Annotated in this window: 16 protein-coding genes; 15 read left to right on the plus strand and 1 reads right to left on the minus strand. The window is 34.2% G+C overall.

The features are described from left to right. Positions 1–81: 81 nt before the first annotated feature. The 13 genes from pabB to RH81_RS15575 all read left to right on the plus strand — a co-directional run bounded on the left by pabB (position 82) and on the right by RH81_RS15575 (position 18,123). The gene (gene pabB, locus RH81_RS15510; protein ID WP_033962219.1) at positions 82–1,386 is read left to right on the plus strand and encodes an aminodeoxychorismate synthase component I; all 1,305 of its coding nucleotides are present in this window, start codon (positions 82–84) and stop codon (positions 1,384–1,386) included. A 37-nt stretch (positions 1,387–1,423) separates the two neighbouring features. Then, positions 1,424–2,740, plus strand: a complete 1,317-nt coding sequence (gene tilS, locus RH81_RS15515; protein WP_033962011.1) for a tRNA lysidine(34) synthetase TilS — start codon at positions 1,424–1,426, stop codon at positions 2,738–2,740. 8 nt (positions 2,741–2,748) lie between these two features. Beyond that, positions 2,749–4,371: an adenine deaminase gene (gene ade / locus RH81_RS15520; RefSeq protein WP_033962013.1), complete on the plus strand. Its 1,623-nt coding sequence runs from the start codon at positions 2,749–2,751 to the stop codon at positions 4,369–4,371. Positions 4,372–4,556: 185 nt separating this feature from the next. Then, positions 4,557–6,026 carry a CoA-acylating methylmalonate-semialdehyde dehydrogenase gene (locus tag RH81_RS15525; protein WP_206539392.1) on the plus strand — a complete coding sequence of 490 codons (1,470 nt, stop codon included), beginning with the start codon at positions 4,557–4,559 and terminating at the stop codon, positions 6,024–6,026. A 55-nt stretch (positions 6,027–6,081) separates the two neighbouring features. Further along, positions 6,082–7,419: an aminotransferase class III-fold pyridoxal phosphate-dependent enzyme gene (locus RH81_RS15530; RefSeq protein WP_033962016.1), complete on the plus strand. Its 1,338-nt coding sequence runs from the start codon at positions 6,082–6,084 to the stop codon at positions 7,417–7,419. Between the two features lie 3 nt (positions 7,420–7,422). Next, the gene (locus RH81_RS16665) at positions 7,423–9,099 is read left to right on the plus strand and encodes an NCS1 family nucleobase:cation symporter-1 (RefSeq protein ID WP_052172595.1); all 1,677 of its coding nucleotides are present in this window, start codon (positions 7,423–7,425) and stop codon (positions 9,097–9,099) included. A 5-nt stretch (positions 9,100–9,104) separates the two neighbouring features. Next, positions 9,105–10,619: a sodium/proline symporter gene (locus RH81_RS15545; RefSeq protein ID WP_033962223.1), complete on the plus strand. Its 1,515-nt coding sequence runs from the start codon at positions 9,105–9,107 to the stop codon at positions 10,617–10,619. 48 nt (positions 10,620–10,667) lie between these two features. Then, positions 10,668–12,050, plus strand: coding sequence for a dihydropyrimidinase (gene hydA, locus RH81_RS15550; RefSeq protein WP_033962017.1), 1,383 nt, complete (start codon positions 10,668–10,670; stop codon positions 12,048–12,050). 34 nt (positions 12,051–12,084) lie between these two features. After that, positions 12,085–12,951: a nitrilase-related carbon-nitrogen hydrolase gene (locus RH81_RS15555; protein ID WP_173424379.1), complete on the plus strand. Its 867-nt coding sequence runs from the start codon at positions 12,085–12,087 to the stop codon at positions 12,949–12,951. Between the two features lie 47 nt (positions 12,952–12,998). Next, positions 12,999–14,321: an FAD-dependent oxidoreductase gene (locus RH81_RS15560; RefSeq protein ID WP_033962021.1), complete on the plus strand. Its 1,323-nt coding sequence runs from the start codon at positions 12,999–13,001 to the stop codon at positions 14,319–14,321. Positions 14,322–14,331: 10 nt separating this feature from the next. After that, the gene (preA, locus tag RH81_RS15565; protein WP_081988362.1) at positions 14,332–15,666 is read left to right on the plus strand and encodes an NAD-dependent dihydropyrimidine dehydrogenase subunit PreA; all 1,335 of its coding nucleotides are present in this window, start codon (positions 14,332–14,334) and stop codon (positions 15,664–15,666) included. Next, a complete protein-coding gene (locus RH81_RS15570; RefSeq protein WP_033962022.1) occupies positions 15,666–16,625 on the plus strand; it encodes a YheT family hydrolase in 960 nt (319 codons plus the stop codon). The genes preA and RH81_RS15570 overlap by 1 nt, the downstream gene beginning before the upstream one ends. Positions 16,626–16,659: 34 nt before the next feature. Continuing rightward, complete coding sequence (locus RH81_RS15575; protein ID WP_161792000.1) at positions 16,660–18,123, plus strand: T9SS type A sorting domain-containing protein; 1,464 nt, start codon at positions 16,660–16,662, stop codon at positions 18,121–18,123. On the opposite strand, the gene RH81_RS15580 is transcribed toward RH81_RS15575, so the two are convergent. Continuing rightward, positions 18,120–19,598: an SLC13 family permease gene (locus RH81_RS15580; RefSeq protein ID WP_033962026.1), complete on the minus strand. Its 1,479-nt coding sequence runs from the start codon at positions 19,596–19,598 to the stop codon at positions 18,120–18,122. The genes RH81_RS15575 and RH81_RS15580 overlap by 4 nt on opposite strands. A gap of 296 nt (positions 19,599–19,894) precedes the next feature. Here RH81_RS15580 and RH81_RS15585 point away from each other — a divergent pair, with 296 nt between their 5' ends. Further along, entirely contained in the window at positions 19,895–22,375 is a 2,481-nt protein-coding gene (locus tag RH81_RS15585) for a hypothetical protein (protein ID WP_152604853.1), read from the plus strand. Between the two features lie 12 nt (positions 22,376–22,387). Continuing rightward, positions 22,388–23,221 (plus strand): hypothetical protein, encoded by an 834-nt coding sequence (locus RH81_RS15590; protein ID WP_052172596.1) that lies wholly within the window; start codon positions 22,388–22,390, stop codon positions 23,219–23,221. Positions 23,222–23,224: the final 3 nt, after the last annotated feature.

The following is a 23,224-nucleotide window of genomic DNA, read 5'->3' on the forward strand; positions in this document are numbered from 1 at the left end:
TAATTTAGTTTGAGTAATACAAATTTTATTCTGCTATGTGATAGTTTCTTAATAAATTTGAACGATAAAGAACATCATCTAATTTTGAGGAGAATACAAAAGCACCACATTGATAACGTTGACCAATATAAACAAAAAATATTGTTTTGGAGTCAGCAATATGATGAAGTCATTTGGTTAGATTCAAACAATTATAAACAGAAATATTCTAGTTATGATGCCGTATTGGCGGTTGAAGCCTTTACAAGTATTCAAACAGATTATAACGATGCTTTTGGGCAAGTCAAAGAGTATCAGTCTATTACTAAAGATTGGCTTTTTGGTTATCTATCTTACGATTTAAAAAATGACGTTGAAGAACTGTCTTCTAATAATTTTGACGGATTACATTTTCCTGAATTATGTTTCTTTCAGCCTAAAAAACTATTCTTTTTAAAAGGAAATACTTTAGAAACACACTACTTGAATTTTGTTTCTGATGAAGTAGATGATGATTTAAAGTCAATACTACAAACAGTTGCTATTGAAGACGTTGAAAGCAAACAAAACGGCAATGATATAAAAATAAAACTCAGGACTCATAAAGATGAGTATTTCAATAAAGTCAATGCTGTATTGAATCATATCCATAGAGGTGATATTTATGAAGCGAACTTTTGTCAAGAATTTTATGCTGAACAGACAACGATTAATCCAATAGAAATTTATAATAACCTTAACCGTATTTCTAAACCGCCTTTTGCTAGTTTTATAAAGCTTTATGATAAGTATTTGCTCTCAGCTTCACCAGAACGTTATATAAAGAAAGATGGAAATAAAATCACATCGCAACCTATAAAAGGAACTGCAAAGAGATCTTTAAACAAATTAGAAGACGATAAGCTTAAAAAAGAACTTTCAGAAGACATCAAAGAGCGCAGTGAAAATGTAATGATTGTAGATTTAGTTCGTAACGACTTGTCTAAAACAGCAGCTAAAGGCAGTGTCAAGGTCGAGGAACTTTGTAAAGTGTATTCTTTTGATCAAGTGCATCAAATGATTTCTACTGTAACATCTCAAATTGATGATGCGACACATCCTGTTGATGTAATTAAATCAACATTTCCAATGGGAAGTATGACTGGTGCTCCTAAAATTTCGGCAATGAAAATTATTGAGCAACTAGAAGTGTCAAAACGTGGATTGTACTCTGGAGCTGTCGGTTATTTTACACCAGATAATAATTTTGATTTCAATGTGGTCATTAGAAGTATTTTGTATAATGAGTCAGAAAAGTATGTCTCATATTCAGTTGGAGGTGCAATTACAGCTAAGAGTGATCCACTCAAGGAATACGAAGAATGTTTGCTAAAGGCGAAAGCTATGCGTGAAGTTCTTGAAAGTTAAGTCGAAAAGTTAATAGTTAAACATATACCTTTGGTTAGTGTTAAAACAATTTCAAAAACATATAATTGAAAACCTCCCTTTCTTAAAGGGAAGCAAGATTCTTATTGCTATTTCTGGTGGTTTGGATAGTGTTGTGTTATCACAATTATGTCATGGATTAAAGCTGGATATATCTTTAGCCCATTGTAATTTTAGATTACGTGGAAAGGAAAGCGATGAAGATGAACGTTTTGTGTTAGAGTTAGGAGATCAATTAGGTTTAGAAGCGTTTGTTGAATGTTTTGATACAGAATCTTATGCTGAAACTGAAAAGTTGTCTATTCAAATGGCAGCTCGTGAATTACGATACAATTGGTTTTTTGATTTAGCTGAAAATTTAAACTTTGATTACATTTTAACTGGTCATCATGCCGATGATAATTTAGAAACCTTTCTAATCAATTTAACAAGAGGTACAGGACTTAACGGATTGACAGGTATTCCTGAAATTAATGAAAATATAGTTAGACCATTATTGACATTCTCTAGAGAGCAGTTAGAAATTTATGCTAATGAAAATGATATAAAATGGCGAAAAGATAGTAGTAATGCTTCAGATAAATACCTTCGGAATAAATTGAGACATCAAGTGATTCCTCATCTTAAGGAAGCTAATCCAGATTTATTACAGAATTTTAAAAACACACTTGAACATTTAAATGATACAGCAGATATTGTTGACGAAAGCTTGAATGCAGTTACAAAGCGTGCTATTGAATCTATTGATGAACATCAAATTATCTTTAAAATTTCAGAATTTAAAAAGGTCAATAATCCAAAAGCGTATCTGTTTGAAATGCTAAAAGATTATGGGTTTACCGAATGGAATGATGTCCTTGGTTTGTTAGATGCACAATCTGGAAGACAGGTGTTGTCTAGCTCACACCGCTTGATAAAAGATAGAGAGCACTTAATTCTCACAGATTTATATCATTCGGAACAAGACCAAGAATCATTGCTGATAAAAGAAACCGATAAGAAGTTTAGAACACCTTCAGGAATTTTATTATTCGATGAAGCTGATGCCATTTCAAAACCTTCAAAAACTACAATATTTGTTGACAAAGTCAAACTAGTCTTTCCTCTAGAGCTTCGACGTTGGAAAGATGGAGATTTCTTTCATCCTTCTGGTATGATAGGGAAGAAGAAACTTAGTAAATACTTTAAAGACGAGAAATTGTCTATAGTAGATAAAGAAAATGTGTGGTTAATTACTTCAGATGATAAGATAGTTTGGGTAATAGGAAGGCGAGCTGATAACCATTTTAAAGTTAGCGAAAACACAAAACATATATTAAAAATTACATTTCAATAAAGATTCAAATGCAAAAATTACAAGGACAAATAGTTGATATCAAAAACAGACGCATATTCAAAGGTGAAATCACTATTGTAGATGGTAAAATTAAATCAATCGAGGAAAAAGATCATAATGTAAATCATTATATACTTCCTGGCTTTGTTGATGCACACATTCATATTGAGAGCTCAATGCTGGTGCCAAGCGAGTTTGCTAGAATAGCTGTAAATCACGGAACGGTTTCTACCGTTTCAGATCCTCATGAAATTGCAAATGTACTTGGAGTTGATGGTGTGCATTTTATGATTGAAAACGGAAAACATACACCTTTTAAGTTCAATTTTGGAGCGCCTTCTTGCGTGCCTGCGACAAGTTTTGAGTCGGCAGGAGCTATTATAGATTCTGAAGATATTAAAACTTTAATGTCAAATCCTGATATCAAATATATGGCTGAGATGATGAATTATCCTGGTGTTCTATTTGATGATGAAGAAGTACTTAAAAAAATTGCTTGGGCTAAACATTATGGTAAGCCTATTGATGGTCATGCACCTGGAGTTGTTGGAGATGATATTACCAAATATATAAATGCTGGAATTTCAACAGATCATGAGTGTTTTACTTATGCGGAAGGTTTAGAGAAATTGCAAAAAGGGATGAAAATCTTAATAAGGGAAGGAAGTGCTGCTAAGAATTTTGAAGCATTAATTGACTTATTACCTGAGCATTATGAAAACATGATGTTTTGTAGCGACGATAAGCATCCAGATGATTTATTACTAGGACATATTAATCAGCTTTGTGCTAGAGCAGTGGCAAAGGAAATAGATGTGTTTAAAGTGCTTCAGGCAGCTTGTGTCAATCCTGTGAAACATTATAATTTAGATGTAGGTTTATTAAATGTTGGTGATGATGCAGATTGTATTGTTGTTGAAGATTTGAAAAATTTTATAACGCTTCAAACTTATATTAATGGTGAATTGGTGTACGATAATGGAGAATCAAAAATTAAATATGTCGAATTTGAAAACTTGAATAATTTCAACACAGATAAAAAGCAAGTTTCCGATTTTAGATTTGATTCTAATGCAAAACAAATTAGAGTCATTGAGTGTTTAGATGGTGAGTTAGTAACTAATGAAGTTATTGAAAGCGCAACAATTCAAAATGGAAATTTGGTGTCTAACACAGAAACAGATGTCTTAAAAATGGTAGTTGTCAATCGGTATCAAAATGATACGCCAGCCATTGCATTTATAAAAAACTTCGGATTAAAAGAAGGAGCCATTGCGAGCTCTGTTGGTCATGACTCACATAATATTATAGCAGTTGGAGTTTCAGATGAAGCCATTTGTAAAGCTGTGAATCTCTTAATTGAAAATGAAGGTGGTATCTGCGCTATAAGTAACAATGAAGAAAAAGTAGTCGCGCTTCCTATTGCTGGAATAATGAGTGATCAGAATGCAGAAACCATTGGCAAGCAGTATTCAGAATTGGATAAGATGGCAAAAGCTTTAGGGAGCAAACTTCATGCACCATATATGAGTTTATCGTTTATGGCTTTACTTGTTATTCCTTCATTAAAATTGAGTGATAAAGGATTGTTTAATGGGACTGATTTTAAATTTACTTCGTTAGAGATTTAATTATTAAAAAAGAATCATTCAATATAATTTATTAATTGTTATTGACTTCTCAATAATAGCTTCATATTAATATATATTTCATATATTTGATTAGAGTGTGGTTAAAAATCGTCAGTTGTATGACAAGGTTTTTACAGCATTCTTATTTTTTGTTCAAATATTAATAAAATTAATCTATTAAGCTGATGATGAATGTTAGTGATACACTTTCCGAAGTAAAAAATTATATAGACGGTAAATTTGAAAGAAATGGCCAAAATTCAATGGATGTATTGAGTCCTATTGATGGTTCAAAAATTTCTTCAATACCTATGTCTACAACACAAGATGTTGATGATGCTGTGCAAGCCGCAAATAGAGCATTTCCACAATGGTCAGGAATGACCTTTAAAGAACGAGTTCAAATATTTTTTAGATATAGAAATCTATTAGAACAAAACATAGATGAGCTCACAAAATTAGTGCAGCTTGAAAATGGTAAAACTTATGGTGAAGCAAAAGCAGAAGTTGAAAAAAGTATGGAACTCTGCGAGTTTGCTGTGTCTATGCCGCAAATAGTGGTAAATGAAGTACAGGAAGTTAGTAAAGGTGTCGAATGTCGAATTGAGCGCAAGCCTCTTGGAGTTGTAGCTTCGATTACGCCATTTAATTTTCCGAATATGGTACCACATTGGACATTACCAAATGCTTTAGTATTAGGAAATACAATGGTAATGAAGCCTTCTGAGTTAGTGCCATTAAGCACAGTTCGTATGGCAGAGTTGTTAAAGGAAGCGGGTCTTCCTGATGGCGTATTTAATATTGTTAATGGAGGTAAAGAGGTAGTTGAAGCCATTTGTGATCATCCAAAAATTGAAGCCGTATCATTTGTAGGTTCGACTAAAGTTGCAAAGATTGTTTATAAAAGAGCAACATCTACTTTAAAACGATGTGTAGCACTTGGAGGTGCAAAGAATCACTTATTAGTGTTGCCTGATGCAAATCCTGAAATGACAGCTTCTAATGTGATAGCGTCTATGTCTGGTTGTGCTGGTCAGCGTTGTATGGCAGCTTCTGTTATGGTTGGAGTTGATAATGTTCAGCATATTATTGATCGTATGGTTGAAGATGCAAAAACAATTGTTCCTGGAGATAATTTAGGTTCTGTAATTACTGCGGAAGCTAAAGAACGTATAGAAGCTTATATAGCTGAAGCTGAAAAAAATGGCGCAAAAATTTTATTAGATGGTCGTAATACAACTGTCTCTGGAAAAGAAGGCGGTTATTATGTAGGACCAACAATTATAGATCATGTAACTACAGATATGTCTGTGGCAAGAGAAGAGATATTCGGACCAGTGATTTCGATAATAAGAGCTAAAGATTTAGATGAAGCTATCGAAATAGAAAATGGTTCTAACTATGGAAATGCTGCTGCAGTATTTACACAAAGTGGAGGTTTAGCCAAACAAGTTATGGAGCGTGCTAGCGCAGGAATGATTGGTGTTAATATTGGAGTTCCAGTTCCTCGGGAGCCTTTTTCTTTTGGCGGATGGAACGAATCAAAATTTGGTGTAGGTGATATTACTGGACGCAGTTCTATTGAGTTCTGGACACAGAATAAAAAAACCACAACAAAGTGGAATCCTGAAGCACAAACAAACTGGATGAGTTAATCTATTTGTTCATGTAAAAACAATTAAATAATTATTAATCAACTATTTAGAGTTAATGAGTGATAAGCAAATTATAAAAGATAATTTAGACTATACTTTATTTTCTTGGTCAAAACAAGGTGGCCTAAATCCTATAAATGCATCGCATGCAAAAGGACGCTATTTCTACGACAGAGACGGAAAAAAATATCTAGATTTTTCTTCGCAATTAATGAATGTGAATATTGGTCATGGTAATCAACGTATTACTGAAGCTGTTACAAAACAAATGCAACAATATAGTTATTTGTACCCTGGAACAGCTTCAAAAGTACGAGGCGAACTCGGTAAAAAATTAGCAGAAATAACACCAGGAAATTTAACAAAGTCATTGTTTACACTTGGCGGAGCAGAAGCAATTGAAAATGCAATTAAGCTGGCTAGAATTTATACTGGTCGACATAAAATTATAACACACTATAGAGCATATCATGGTGCAACTAATGGCGCAATAACTGCAAGTGGTGGAGATCCAAGGCGATTTCCTGTAGATAGTAATGCGATGCCAAATATAGTGCATGTAGAAAACCCTTATGCATACCGTTGTCCTTGGAATTCTAATTCAATTGAACAATGTGGAGAACTAGCTTTTGCACATTTAGAACGTGTGGTTAAGTTTCAAAATCCAGATAGCGTGGCCGCTATTTTATTTGAAGGCGAATCTGGCTCTTCAGGTTGTATTAAATATCCTCCAATGTATTTAAAGCGTGTTCGAGAATTATGTGACAAATATGGAATTTTGATGATTGACGATGAGGTAATGAGCGGTTTTGGACGAACAGGAAAAATGTTTGGGATTGATCATCACGATGTGACTCCAGATATTATGTGTTTAGCAAAAGGATTGACTTCAGGTTATTTGCCATTAGGAGCAATGATGGTTACAGATGCGATTGCTAACCATTTTAATGATATTCCTATGACTTTAGGTTTAACATATTCAGCACATGCAACTTGTTGTGCTGCAGCATTAGAAAATATTAAAATTATTGAAGAAGAAAATCTAGTAGAACGAGCAGCAGAAATGGGATTGTATATTGAAGCTGAAGTTGAAAAATTAAAAGCAAAGCATCCTTCTATTGGAGATTTTAGAAATACAGGATTGCTTGGTTGTATAGAGTTAGTTAAGAATAGGGAAACAAAAGAACCTACAGTGCCATGGAATGCAAAACCGTCTGAAATGGAAGCTACAACAAGAATGGCAGCCAAAATTAGAGAATTAGGTATGTTCACTTTTGTGCGATGGAATTGGATTTTTATTGCACCTCCTTTAAACGTTACTAAAGAAGAAGTAGACGAAGGTTTAAGAATCGTCTCACAAGCTATTTCTATTGCTGACGAATACTGTAATTAATATATGAACAAAGACATTGTAGAATTACAAGAAGATGTTTCCGCCTCATCACTTTATAGTGATGATTTAGCACCTGTGCCTTCAAGTCAACGGACTTGGAGTAAATGGCATTTAGCTGCTATTTGGGTAGGAATGGCAGTTTGTATTCCTACCTATCTTTTGGCTTCTTATATGATTAAGTCTGGCTTAAATTGGTATGAAGCGCTTATTATAATTGGTGTTGCTAATTTAATAATCACCATTCCTATGGTGCTTAATGGTCATGCTGGAGTTAAGTACGGTGTCCCATTTCCTGTTATTGGACGATCTTCATTTGGGATTAAAGGTGTCCAAATTCCTTCTGTAATCAGAGGATTAGTTGCCTGTGGCTGGTTTGGTGTTAATACGTGGCTAGGAGGAATGGCAATTTATTCAATTTTTATTGCTATTTCTGGAAATGATCCATCAGTTGGTCTTTCGATTGGACAATTTATCTGTTTTGGCATTTTCTGGTTCATAAATATGTTTTTTATTTGGAAAGGAACAGAAAGTATTAAATGGCTTGAAGAATATTCTGCACCAATATTGATTCTCATGGGATTGATTTTAATTGGTTGGGGATATACTAATGCTGGAGGATTTGGAATTGTATTAGAACAAGGAAAACAATTAGAAATTCCCGTTGCTGAAGTTTACCATGAAAATTATAATAATAATTTTATTCATATCAATCCTATCAAGGATAAACAAGGGGTTTCTAAAGCTAGTGAATATCAACTAATATTAAATGGAAGTGAATTAGGGTGGAATACCTTGTCTGAAAAAGATGTTTCCATCGGCGAAATAAATGAGAATGATGCTTATCAGATTCAATTAAGGAATGCCAAATCAACATCTTCAATCGCAGACGTTACTGCTAGAGCAGGAAAAAGTTCATTTGGCGATAAAATTTGGAAGTATTTAATCTGGCTAACTGCTATGCTTGGGTTTTGGGCTACAATGTCATTAAGCATTGCTGATATAACGCGATACTCATCATCTCAAAAAGCACAAGTACAAGGTCAATTTATTGGATTGCCAGGTACTATGATGCTCTATTCTTTTGTTGGCATATTTGTAACCTGCGCAGCAATTATAAATTTTGACGATATACTTATTGCTAATGATGCGCCTTGGGATCCAATAGCATTAATAGCAAAATTTGATAGTGTTTGGGTAGTGGTTATTGCTCAAATCTTTATGATAATAGCGACTTTAAGTACAAACATTGCTGCTAACGTTATTGCTCCAGCAAATGCGTTTTCAAATTTATCTCCTAAAAGGATAAGTTTTAGAGGAGGTGGAATCATTACAGGAATTATAGGTATTCTTATATTTCCTTGGCTATTGTTAGATGAAATACAAGGTTTGCTTATAGATGTTAGTGCGGTTTTAGGGCCAGTATTAGCAATTTTAGTTTGTGACTATTATCTAATTAGAAAGAAACAGATTCAAATCGCGGATCTGTATAAGGAAAATGGAATTTATTCTTTTGGAGGAAGCGGTGTAAATAAAGCTGCCATTATTGCATTGTTGATAGGTGCTTTTATCGCTATTGGAGGAAAATGGATTCCGGCTATGAGTTGGCTTTATGCGATTTCATGGTTTTCAGGATTCATTATTTCGTTTGTATTGTATTATTTACTAATGAAAAAAAACTAACTGACATGAATACAAAATACATTATACTATTTGTTTATTTTTCAATCCTTTTTTTAATTGGATACTTCGCCTCTAAAAAAATTAAGAGTACGAAAGATTATTATGTAGGAGGAAAACAACTAAATTTTTGGGTTGTTGCCTTTTCCGCAAGAGCCACAGGAGAATCTGCTTGGCTGCTGCTTGGACTTACTGGTTTAGGAGCCATGGTAGGTGTTTCGGCATTTTGGGTGGTTTTAGGTGAAGTTATTGGAGTTACAGTCGCGTGGTTTTTTATGGCTGAAAAATTTAAAAAGCTTACAGATAAATACAATTCAATAACCATCCCAGACTATCTAGTAAGTAGATTTAAATCTAAAACGAATACATTACGAATAGTCGCAGCAACTGCTTTGTCACTGTTTGTAGTGATATATGTTAGCGCACAAATTGATGCTACAGGTTCTGCTTTTGAATCGTTTCTTGGATGGAATTATTTTACAGGAGCCATTGTTGGTTTTTTTATAGTCTTAACTTATATTTTTTCTGGAGGATTTGTAGCTGTTGCTTGGTCAGATTTATTTCAAGGTTTAATTATGCTTATAGGCTTAGTTGCATTACCAATTGTAGCTTATTATGCCATTTCTCCTGAAGTATCTATATCCCAAGAACTCGTAAAACTAGACCCTTCATTTTTAAATATTTGGGGAGAAGGAGGTTTTAATACATTAAACGTATTTACAATTTTAGGGTTTATGTGTATCGGATTAGGCTTTATGGGATCGCCTCAATTATTTGTAAGGTTCATGTCTATTAAAAGTACAAATGAAATAAAAAAAGGACGCTGGGTAGCTATTGTGTTTACAATACTTACAGATGTATGTGCTGTTCTTGTCGGAATTTTTGGAAGATATCTTTTGACATCCATTGATGCAAACCCTGAAACGATATTAGGAAATGGAGCGCAAAACGTTTTGCCTCTTTTGGTTGAAGAAATTATGCCACTGACTTTAATAGGAATATATATAGCAGCTGTCTTATCGGCAATCATGTCAACAATAGATTCGCTTTTAGTTGTGGCTTCTAGTGCGATATCTAGAGACTTTTATCAACAAATTTATAAGCCTAATAAATCTGAAAAAGAGCTCGCTAAAATCTCTAAAATAATTACGCTTTCATTGGCGATTTTTGCATTGCTAGTTGCTATGATCGTTGCAGTTACGTCGCCAAATCGAACAATCTTTTGGTTTGTTATTTTTGGTTGGTCTGGAATAGCAGCGACATTTTGTCCAACAATTATTCTGTCACTATTTTGGGGTAAATTCAACGAAAAAGGAGCGATTGCTTCTATGATTACAGGGTTTTTGTCTGTTCCTCTTTTTAAGTTCGGATTTGCTTCTTTGGATTCTATCGGAATCTATTTTGAGAAACTTGGAGAATTAGGACCATCATTTGTTTTGGCTATAATAGTTGGAGTGATAGTGAGTAAACTTTCATCTAAGAGTTTGACGATAAGTGAGCTAAACATTGAGGATGCTGATTAAAAACATGTAAATTTAAAAAATCGATTAATTAATAATTCAATACTAAAAATGTCAATTTTAATAAAAAACGGTCAAGTTGTTACTGCGTCAGAAACTTATATAGCTGATGTATATACTGAAGGCGAGAAAATAGTTGCTATTGGAAAAGACTTGAATTACCAAGCAGATAAAGTAATTGATGCTACTGGGAAATTAGTATTTCCAGGTGGAATAGATCCTCACGTGCATTTAGATATGCCTTTTATGGGTACGTATTCTAGTGATGACTATGAAACGGGTACTCGAGCAGCTTTACATGGAGGTACAACAATGGTGATTGACTTTATATTACAAACTCAAGGAGACACATTACATAGCGCATTAAAAACATGGCAAGACAAATCACAAAAGGCGATTGGTGATTATTCATATCATATGGCTGTAACCGATTTTAATGATAATGTGGCAAAAGAAGTCGTTCAGATGATTGAAGAGGAAGGGATTTCATCTTTTAAAACATTTATGGCTTATAAAGGTGCTTTAATGATTGATGATGGACAAATGGTTCAACTCATGAAAGTAGTTAAGAAAGCTGGTGGCTTAGTTACTGTTCATGCAACTAATGGAGATGTAATTGATTCACTAATTGCAAAAAACAGAGCATTAGGAAACACATCACCTTTATATCATTATTTATCACAACCGGAAGTTACTGAATCTGAAGCTTCAGCTCGTTTTGCAGATATGCTGCATTATACAGATTGTCCTGGCTATATTGTTCATATGACTTGCGAAGGTGCTTTAAATGCAGTACGAAAAGCAACACAGCGCAATCAGAAAATCTTTGTAGAAACCTGCACACAATATTTAGTGTTGGATGCATCACTTTATGAGAATGATTTTGAAGGCGCAAAATGGGTAATGAGTCCACCATTAAGAGAAAAGAAAGATCAAGTAGCACTTTGGTCTGGAATTAATCAAGGGCTTGTTCAAGTCGTTGGTACCGATCATTGTCCGTTTATGTGGGAACAAAAGAAAATGGGAAAAGATGATTTTTCTAAAATCCCAAATGGTCATCCAGCAGTCGAACATCGTATGGAGTTGTTATTTTCAGAAGGTGTCAATAAAGGAAAGATTTCATTAACTAAATATGTTGAAGTAAGTTCTACTAATGCTGCAAAAATCTTCGGAATGTATCCTAGAAAAGGAACAATCGCAATAGGAAGCGATGCAGATATCGTGATATTCGATCCTAAAAAAGAACATACCATTTCTGTAGAAACACATCATATGAATTGTGATTACTCAGGATATGAAGGTCATCAACTTACAGGGAAAACAGAAACTGTAATTTTAAGAGGGAAAGTCGCCATAGAAAATGAAGACTGTCTTTTAAAAGCAGGACATGGAGAATTTATTAAAAGAGGAAAAACCTCTAAAACAGTTATATAAACGATTACATATCAATAAATAAACAGATAAGATCATGGCAAGAAAAGTAAAATCAGGATTGATACAAATGAGTCTTCCAATGACAGAAGGAGAAGGGACGATTCAAGAAATTATGGATGCTATGTACGATAAACATATTCCGTATATAGAAGAAGCAGGACGACAAGGAGTTCAGATATTGTGTTTGCAAGAAATATTCAATACACCATATTTCTGTCCAGGACAAGATAAAAAATGGTACGAGTCTGCCGAATCTGTGCCAGGTCCAACTACTGAAAAAATGCAAGTACTTGCTAAGAAACATAATATGGTGATCATTGTTCCAATTTATGAAAAGGAGTCACCTGGAGTATTGTACAATACAGCTGCAGTAATTGATGCAGATGGTACCTATTTAGGGAAGTATAGAAAAAATCATATTCCACATACAACTGGATTCTGGGAGAAATTCTTCTTTAAACCAGGAAACATGGGTTATCCAGTGTTTCAAACAAAATATGCCAAAGTAGGCGTTTACATTTGTTATGATAGACATTTTCCAGATGGAGCACGAGCTTTAGGTTTAAATGGAGCTGAAATTGTTTATAATCCTTCAGCTACAGTTGCTGGATTGAGTGAATACTTATGGAAATTAGAGCAGCCTGCTCACGCAGCAGCTAATGGGTATTTTATGGGTTGTATTAATCGTGTTGGTGAAGAGAAGCCATGGAACTTAGGTAAGTTCTACGGACAATCTTATTTTGTTGATCCACGTGGACAAATTTTTTCTGAAGCGTCTCGAGATGATGATGAATTATTAGTAGCTGAATTTGATTTAGATTTAATTGAAGAAGTACGTTCTACTTGGCAGTTTTATAGAGATAGAAGACCAGAAACTTACGGAAGATTAACAGATCTGTAAATACTTGATTAAATAAAATTATTACTCTGAATTCATAATTATTACACATGGCAGAATATAAAAGACCTAAAACGAAAGCTGAATTCGATAAGAATTTCAAGCAGAAAAAACCATTAATGAATGATACTGAGGCTTTTTACGAAGCTTCACGATGTTTGTTTTGTTATGATGCACCCTGTATTCAAGCATGTCCAACGAGTATTGATATCCCCTTGTTTATTAAGCAGATTCATACTGATAATATAACAGGAGCATCCAAAACAATTTTTGATTCTAACTGGCTCGGAAATGCCTGTGGTGTTGTTTGTCCAACTGGTGTGTTGTGTGAAGGTGCTTGTGTGTATAATCATCAAGATGTGCCTCCAATTCAAATTGGTAGACTTCAAAACTATGCAACTAATAAAACGATTGAAGCTGAAAAAGTAATTTTTAAAGTTGGTAAGCCTAACGGAAAAAAGATTGCAATTATTGGAGCAGGTCCAGCAGGAATTGCTTGTGCTTGTGAAGCACGAACTCTGGGTTATGATGTGGATATATATGAAGCAAAAGATAAGCCGTCAGGATTAACGGTTTACGGTATTGCACCATATAAAATTACAAACGAAGAGGTGTTGAAAGAAGTTGAATACCTTCAAAAGCAACTTAGTTTCAATATTAAATATAACAATGCTATTAATTCAAAAAAGGAATTAGCTATTCTAGAAAAGGATTACGATGCCATATTTGTAGGAGTTGGTCTTGGAGCAACTAGACATTTAGGAATGGATGGTGAAGATAAAGAAGGTGTTGTTGGTGCTGTTGAATTTATAGAAGAACTTCGCATGAAGCAACACGAAATTAAAATTCCAGCTAAAGTTGTCGTTCTCGGTGGAGGAAATACTGCCATGGATGCAGCTTCCGAAGCAGCAAGAATGGGAGCCCGAAAAACAGTTTTAGCTTATAGAAACTCTAAACAGAAAATGGGAGCTTATGGATTTGAATATGATTTGGCTATCAGTGCTGGAGTCGATAGTTTATTCAATGTAACTCCAATAGCTATTACAGGAAATGGTAAAGTAGAAGGTGTGAAATTTGCTAAAACCGAAATGGTAGATGGTAAATTAAAAACTAATATGAATAATACATTTGTAGTGAGATGTGATATGGTGATAAAAGCAACAGGTCAAGCTAAGCAAGGTCATTTGTATGACATGATTGATGACTTAGATATAGATAATAAAACAAGAATTAAAATTAATGACGAATTTCAAACATCCAATCCAAAGTATTTTGCTGGAGGTGATGCTGTAAATGGAGGAGCAGAAGTTGTAAATGCAGCTTACGATGGCAAAATGGCAGCACAAGGAATTCATAATTGGTTAACTAAATAAGAATAGAAGCATGATAGATTTATCAATAAATTTCGGAGGAATAAAAGCGCCAAACCCTTTTTGGTTGGCATCAGCACCACCAACAAATTCAGGCTATCAAATAATGAAGGCTTTTGAAGCTGGATGGGGAGGAGCAGTTTGGAAAACGCTTGGAGTTCCTGTTGTTAATGTGTCGAGTCGTTATGGTTCAGTAGATTATAGAAATACCAAAATGATGGGTTTCAATAACATTGAGCTAATTACAGACAGACCTTTGGCTGATAACCTTCGTGAAATTGAAGAAGTGAAAAAATATTTTCCTGATCATGCTGTTATTGCTTCACTTATGGTGGAAAGCAGATCAGAATGGGAGCAGATTATAAAAGATGTTCAAAATGCAGGAGCCGATGGTATAGAACTTAATTTCGGTTGTCCACACGGCATGTGTGAACGTGGAATGGGTTCCGCAGTAGGACAAGAGCCAGAAGTTTTAAAAACGATTGTAGAATGGGTTAAGGAAGCTGCGAATATTCCGGTAATTACTAAGTTATCACCTAATATCTCACATATTACCGACCCTGGATTAGCAGCTGTTCAAGGTGGAACAGATTCTATTTCCTTGATTAATACAATTAAAAGTATCGTTGGAATTGATTTAGAGTCTTATGCGCCTTATCCAATTGTAGATGGTAAAGGAAGTAATGGTGGTTATTGTGGGCCAGCAGTTAAGCCTATTGCTATGCACATGCTTAAAGATTTAGCTCAGCATCCAGAGATTGGAAAAGTGCCTTTATCAGGTATTGGTGGTATTGAAACTTGGCGTGATGTTGTTGAGTTTATATTACTAGGTGCTACTTCTGTTCAAGTGTGTACAGCAGTAATGCATTATGGCTTTGGAATAGTGCGTGAAATGGAAGCTGGTTTACGTCAGTTTATGGAAGAGAAGAATTATAACACTATTTATGATTTTGCAGGTAAAGCTTTGCCAAACGTAACTGATTGGAAACACTTAAATTTAAAACATAAAGTAGTAGCCGAAATAAATCCAGATAAGTGCATAGGGTGTGACCTTTGTTACATTTCTTGTGATGATGGTGCGCATCAAGCTATTGCTTTACCAATTGATACTACAAATAGAATTCCGAGTATAATCGAAGAAAACTGTGTTGGTTGTAATTTATGCTCATTAGTTTGTCCTGTTGAAGACTGTATTACAATGGTTAAGAGAGATGACGGAACCGAAAGTTTAACATGGCATGAACGCACATTAAACGATGATATCCCGGTGACTTTTGATGATGACAGAGCAGGAGGTAAAGGACATTTTGTTCCAACACCAGCTGATGCATTGAAGCATAAGAAGTAATGCCAATTATTAAATCAACCTACAAGCCATTATTTCAATTTAAAAATGGCTTTATAGCTACTGTGTATTCAGGGTTAGTCCGTAAAGTGGAAGGATTAGAGCAACAACGAGAACGTATAGAAACTCGTGATTCTGATTTTTTAGATTTAGATTGGAGTTATGCTCAAAAGAAATCTGACGCAGTAATCATATTACTTCACGGATTAGAAGGCAATGCACAACGACCTTATGTCACAGGAACAGCAAGACTATTCAACCAGAATGGAATTGATGCTGTAGGTGTGAATTTTAGAGGTTGTAGCGGAGAAGATAATCGGTTATATAATAGTTATCATTCAGGTGCAACAGATGATTTAGATGATGTTGTAAACCACTGTATTAAGGAGAAATGCTATTCAAATATATATATCAAAGGAATTAGTTTAGGCGGAAATATTACACTAAAATATTTAGGTGAAAAACGAGAAATCCCAGATCAAGTAAAGTCAGCAATTGCGATTTCTGTGCCAGTGCATCTCAATGGTTCTGCTATAGAATTACATAAACCAAATAATAAAGCATTTGCTATTCGATTTAAAAAACATTTGGTTGATAAACTTAAGTTAAAAATTTTGCAATTCCCTGACAGAATTAGTGTTAAAGAGATTAATTCAATAAAAACTTTAAGAGATTTTGATGAGGCGTATACATCAGTAGCGCACGGTTTTAAGGACGCCTTAGATTATTATGAAAAGTCAAGTAGCTTACAATTCTTAAAAAACATAACAGTGCCAACCTTATTAATAAACGCATTAAATGATTCGTTTTTATCTCCAGAATGTTTTCCTATAAAAGAAGCAAAGTATAATGATCAATTGTATTTAGAAATGCCAAATTATGGAGGGCATGTTGGGTTCATTCAAAAAGGTAAAGTTTATTATAATGAAAAGCGTGCATTGGAGTTTGTAAATGATCATTAATGTAATAGTTTTGAAGTCTTCAAAAAAAGGAAAAATGAAACAAAATATATTATCAATAACATGCTTATTGTTTGCGATTTTCGTGCAATCACAAGTTCAAATAGGAAATGATATTGAAGGCGAGGCTACTTTTGATATGATGGGTTGGGACACTGCTATTTCAGGAGATGGACAAACCGTTGTTGTTGGAGCGCCAGGAAGTTCGGTTGGAGCTTATGGAGCTGGTCAAGTGAAGGTATTACAATATAATGGCACTGATTGGATACAATTAGGAAATGATCTTCTAGGAATTCTAGATGAGGATAATTTTGGAAGAGCAGTAGATATCACAAACGATGGAAATACAATTATAGTAGGAGCGCAGTATAGTAATGCTAATGGCTTTAATTCTGGAAGCGCACAAATATTTGAATTTAATGGGACAGATTGGATTCAAAAAGGAAGTACTCTTGCTGGAGTAAATAATGATGATGAGTTTGGAACAACTGTGTCTATTGCAAATGATGCTAATAGAATAGCAGTTGGAGCGCCTTACACAAATACTAGTAATTTTGATAATGGTGTATTGAGAATATATGATTACGATGGAAGCCAATGGAATCTAGTTTTTGAGCATTTTGGAGATAATGAGAGCGACGTATTCGGGATGTCTTTAGATATGTCTGGAGATGGAAATCATGTAATTTGTGGAGCTTGGATAAACGTTGACGGAACTACACAAGAGGGTTATGCAAAAGTGTTTCATTTTGATGCCTCAATGTGGTCTCAAGTTGGATCTACAATTTACGGAGAAACACCTAGTATATTCACTGGAGCATCATCTTCAGTTTCTGATGATGGTAGTATCGTTGCTGTCGGAAGTTGGGGAAATGATGAAAACGGAACTAATTCGGGTGAAGTTGAAGTATTTGAACTAATAAGTAATAATTGGCAGCAATTAGGAGACGACATTCAGGGTGAGTCTGGTTTTGAACGCTTTGGTTGGGCAATTGATTTATCTGATTCTGGAGATATATTGGCAGTTGGAGCGCCTCAGGAAAATAATACACGATTTTACAGGTATGAAAGTGGTAGTTGGAATATGTTTGGAAATGCTATTTCTGGAGCAGAAGTTAATGACGACTTTGGTTACAGTGTAGATTTGTCTTCAGACGGAACTAAAGTTGCTATTGGAGACCCAAACAATAATATTAATGGAAGTGATTCAGGATTTGTCCAAGTGTATGATATTACTGATGTGCTTTCAGTAGAAGATTTTGAAAGTCAATTGTTTTCAGTATTCCCTAATCCTACAACTTCTAAATTAACCATTCAATGTAAAGTTGAAATTAACAAAATAAGCATTGTCGATATCAACGGAAGACTCTTAAATACGATTGACGTTAGTATTGAAGGTCAAGATATTTCTATAGACGTCGAAAACTTATCTAACGGAATTTATTTTCTGAAAATACAAGCAGACAATAAAGAGGAGACCATCAGATTTCTAAAAAACTAAGAACTAGAAGTTATCAAATCGGAAGGAAACCCTTCAACTACAATATCCCAAACTTCGGGTAATACAAAGTAGACAAATAGTGTCACGATGATAATCGAGATGACATTCATTACAATCCCTTTGCTTACCATATCTGGTATTCGTAAATAACCAGATCCAAATACAACTGCATTAGGAGGTGTTGCTACAGGAAGCATAAATGCACATGATGCTGAAACTGCTGCTCCAACCATTAATATAAATGGATGAATATCTACTGTTAATGCCATTGGAGCTAAAACGGGTAACAGCATGGCTGTCGTAGCTAGGTTAGATGTTATTTCAGTTAGAAAGTTAACGGCAGCCACAAGTAATAGAATTAAAAGAATTGTAGAAACACCTTGGAGTGTCGTCATTTGATTTCCTATCCAAGCTGCTAATCCGCTAGTTTCAAAACCTTTTGCTAAAGCCATTCCGCCACCAAATAACAAAATAATTCCCCAAGGTAATTTAACAGCTTCTTCCCAATTAATAAGTCTTTCCTTTTTGTTTTTAGCAGGAATTAAAAACAAGAGTATCGCAAAAAACACAGCAATTATAGTGTCGTCAAGAGCTGGAAAAACACCTTGTAATAGGAAGGAGCGTGTAATCCAGCAAAACGCTGTAACGGCAAAAATAATAGCAACGAGTTTTTCTTCGTAACTAATGGTTCCTAAGGTTTTTAAAAGTCGTTTAATCTCTTGTTTGCCTCCTGGAAATTCGGTTTGTTTAAATGTAAATGCATAGCGTGTGAGGTAGTTCCAGCAAATAAAAAGTAAAAGTATTGAAATAGGAAAACCAAACATAAACCATTGTGAAAATGTAATTTCATAACCGTAGGTATCAGATACTACGCCAGCAAGCACTAGATTTGGAGGTGTTCCGATTAAAGTTCCAATGCCACCAATTGACGCACTATACGCAATAGCAAGCATTAATGCTTTTCCGAAAACCTGGTTTTCATTTTCTATAGTATCAGGATTGTCTTTAAGTTGTTTGATAATAGCTATTCCTATAGGCAGCATCATAACAGAAGTTGCAGTGTTCGAGATCCACATCGATAAAAATGCAGTGGCAATCATGAATCCTAAAATGATTTTTCGAACGTCACTTCCTATTATATTAATAATATTAAGTGCAATACGTTTATGTAGATTCCATTTTTCAATCGCTATAGCAATAATGAATCCTCCTAAATATAAAAACACGTATTTATGTCCGAAAGAGCTCGTCGTCGCAGCCAAATTCAATCCACCAGATAAAGGGAATAAAATAATTGGTAATAATGCAGTTACAGCAATTGGTATCGCTTCAGTAATCCACCAAACTGCAATCCATGCTGTTGATGCTAGTACTGCGGTTCCTTCAGGAGATAATCCTTCAGGCTTGAGAAATAGAATTATAATTACAAAGAGAAGTGGTCCTAGGACCAAACCAATGCGCTTTGTGAGATTCATAAATGATGAATTAATGGTTCTAAGATAGGAATTTATAAAAGCCTGTTGATAAAAATTTTAGTCTTTAGATTCTGCAACAAGTTATTACTCATTTTATTTTTGTAATTTAGAGCTATAATCCTCCCTTATAGATAATTAAAATTAATTCTTGTTGACGCAAAGAGTACTAATTTTAAATTGTTTTTATGTTTTTTAAATATTTTGGGAAATTAATTCTGCACCTTCTTAAGTTCGTTAATAACCTTATTATCTCATTTGGTAAATTTGTTAAGTCTTCATACTTAAGTCTTTTGTTTTTGGGTATTATCTTGCTACTGGTTCAGGCTTTGGAACAAGCGAATACACTGCTGGTAGACATGATAGAAAATGACAAAACGTCTTTGCTGTTGTGCTTTGTAGTCATTTCTGTTTTTGCGTCTGTGTTGTCTCATTACCCAAGATATATCTACTATGCAGAAGATATTAATGACAGTCGCGATGATCATAAATGGTACGCGTATAAATGGCTTGGCTATGCCATCTTTGTTTTTTCTAAAATTGATCAAAAATATAAACAAGATTTTAAAGCAAAATTCTTCAGACAATGTTTAGGCTTAGTGATATTTATTATTTGGCATTATTACATTTACCAAACGTTTTATCCAAAACTATACTTTAGCGGACTTGACGTATCAATGATTCAGTTTGGTACACTTGTGTTTTCTATAATTCCTCCTGCAATTCTTATACTATTGTTGGATAGTTTTGATAAGTATCAAGACAAATTATTAGCTATAAATAGTGATCAAGCCTTAGCAGACATTAAAGCTCAAAAACTCAAGTTTGTCACAAAAGGCGTAAATGCACTTCTCGTTTGTATTGCCCTGGTTATAATATTTGGATGGGTGATTGCAGGTACTTTAGAATTTAGTTTATATGGCTATTGGTTGCTCCAAGGATTTACGTTTTTATTAGCGCTCTTGTATGTATTGTTTAGAGTATTTAGGGTATATGCTAAGACAGTGAATTTTGATCGTTACTATTTTCTAAGTAGTAGTGTAGGTTATCTCAGGTATTATTTTGTGTTTTTTGTAGTGGTTATTCTGTTTTTGATTTACAGTAATCTTGCTGTGTTCTACAATTGGAAATTATCTAATGCGATGCTCATATTGCTTAGTTTCTTCTTTATTTCTTATTATTCAATTGCATGTTTAGTAAAGTACTTTTTCATGTTAGTGATTTTTAAGACTCAAAAAGAAGATTTAGATAAGAACCCTTATGTCACCGAAAAAAATTATTTGTACAGTTCTGGTGTGCTTCCTGAAAATCGAAAGAACTTTGTGTCCTTAGATAATCAAAAAGCATTTGCAATAAGACGACGTCTAATAGCTTCAATTACGACGCTTATTATAGTTGTAATCTGTATCGTGAGTTATTCTTCGGAAACTCAAATACACGAACTAGAGGCATTTAAAACGGTAGAGAATGAAGCTGTTCTAAATATGGAAGATTTCAAAGACAGCTTAAGATACCGAACCGATAAACCCTTGTTTTTTGTTGCCGCTCATGGTGGAGGTTTAAAAGCGAATATATGGACCATGAAGGTCTTAAATGAAATTCAAAAGCAAACTGAAGGAGGTTTTTTAGATCAAACCATTTCATTTTCTGGTGCTTCAGGAGGTATGATGGGTTTATCATTATATTCGGTTTTAGGTGGTGAATACAATGATGATTTTAATGCAATCGGATTGAAGATTGATACTGTTGCCAAAGAGAATTTCGCTTCTAAAGATTTAGCATTGACTTTTGGATATGATTTTGTTCGAAAAATGTATCCTTTTAGTGAAATAGGGAAGTTTAGAGATCGATCGTATTTTTCGATGGTAACTTATCGGAATATTTTAGAAGGAGAAACATCTATGACCTTAGATCCGTTATCCTTTAATTCCTATTGGAAAACAAATATCTTCGATAATAAAAGGGGTTATTTTCCATCGCTAATTGTTAATACAGCAAAAACCAATGGCAGACGCGGTGTGTTCTATTCTGTGAAATATCCAAAGGATTCAACAGTGTTTTATAATTCAGATAACTTATCGCAATTGGGCAACGGTCGTTCCATTGCTTACTATGAGGCTGTGTCTTCTACAAATCGTTTTCCAGCACTTAGTCCAGCGGCTAAGATAAAAGGATATGGACATTACATTGATGCAGGAGCTCTAGATAATAGCGGACTCCTGAGCTCATTAGATTTACATAATTATTTACTGAAGGATTCGACCTTAAATAAAACTAAAAAAGTATTTGTTGAAATTATTAACGGTCGGAATAATTATATCTGGTATCTGGTCCAAAAATTTAAATCTGAAAATAAAATCACACATTTCAATATAGATGAGGTTGAGCAAGATAATATTGTAGCCGATTTAAAAACAGGCTTTAATCTAGACAAAATCCCAAACTACTTGGGAGACCTTTTGAGAGATTGGAGCAAAGATCCTTTAATAGATTACGTTCCTATCTACTTGCCATTTCAAATTGAGTATGATGAGGTTCTAACCTTCTTAGGTGGGAATCTTATTGATAAAAGTCAAAAAGATGCACTTAAAGCTTTTCTGATACGAGAGAATGCTGAAGTGAAAAAGTATTTAAATGATAATGATTTTGAATGGAAAACTTATGAGCCAACACTGGCAAGGCATTTAAGTGAAAGTACCATTACATATTATAATCGTGTTATTGAAAGCCAGTTAATGATAGATCAAATTGAACCCATTCGAACTTTATTAAAACGATAAAATCAAACCAAGATGAAACAAATAAATTCAATTAACGGAATCCCATTACATTACGCTAGACTTACTAGTCATCCATACGGAACAAGAGGGAAACAACGTAATTTCTCAGTTGACACTAATTTTTTAAAGGTATTAAAAGCTGCTTTTGATGAAGTGTTTATGCATTGTCCTTTGGGTCAGCCTGAAGTTATAACAACAGCAGGAATCTTTGTCGATAAAGCTGGTCAGCATGGAAGCGGTCGAGCATTCGATTTAGATGCAATGTTTTGGAATGATATGTCTTTGGTGACTTTAAATTTTGTTCACCAAAAGGAGTTATATCTTGGTATAGAATCATTTCTTAGAAAACATTTCGGAATAGTCTTAAATCACTTTTACCCTAATCATGAAGACCATTGGCATATTGACACCAGTGTCAATGTAGACTATAACGAATCTTCTAAATCTGAAACCCTTTATGTTCAAATGGTTCTTAAATATATTTATGGAAAGGAGATTATCGTAGATGGTCTTTGGGGAGGACAAACTAGAGGCATGGTTAAAGCTATTTTTGAACGTTTAAATATTGCTACACCAATAACCACAAAAGTTAATTACTTAAAGTTTTTAGATGTCACGGGAAAAATTGCTTTTAAATTAAGTGAAGCTAAAAACTCTCCACTTCAGTTATTTGATAATTTAACAGATGTTGTTGAAACATTACCAATACGACATAAAACTGAAGTGATGCAAGCACTTAATAGTTTTTCAGATCATTCAACTACCTCACAATGGTTAACAGCTTTTGAAATTAAGCATCATGATTTAGATGCTGTAATTACTGAAATCTTAAATACTAACCCTTAAAAC

The organism is Psychroserpens jangbogonensis, assembly GCF_000797465.1.
GTDB classification, from domain to species: domain Bacteria; phylum Bacteroidota; class Bacteroidia; order Flavobacteriales; family Flavobacteriaceae; genus Psychroserpens; species Psychroserpens jangbogonensis.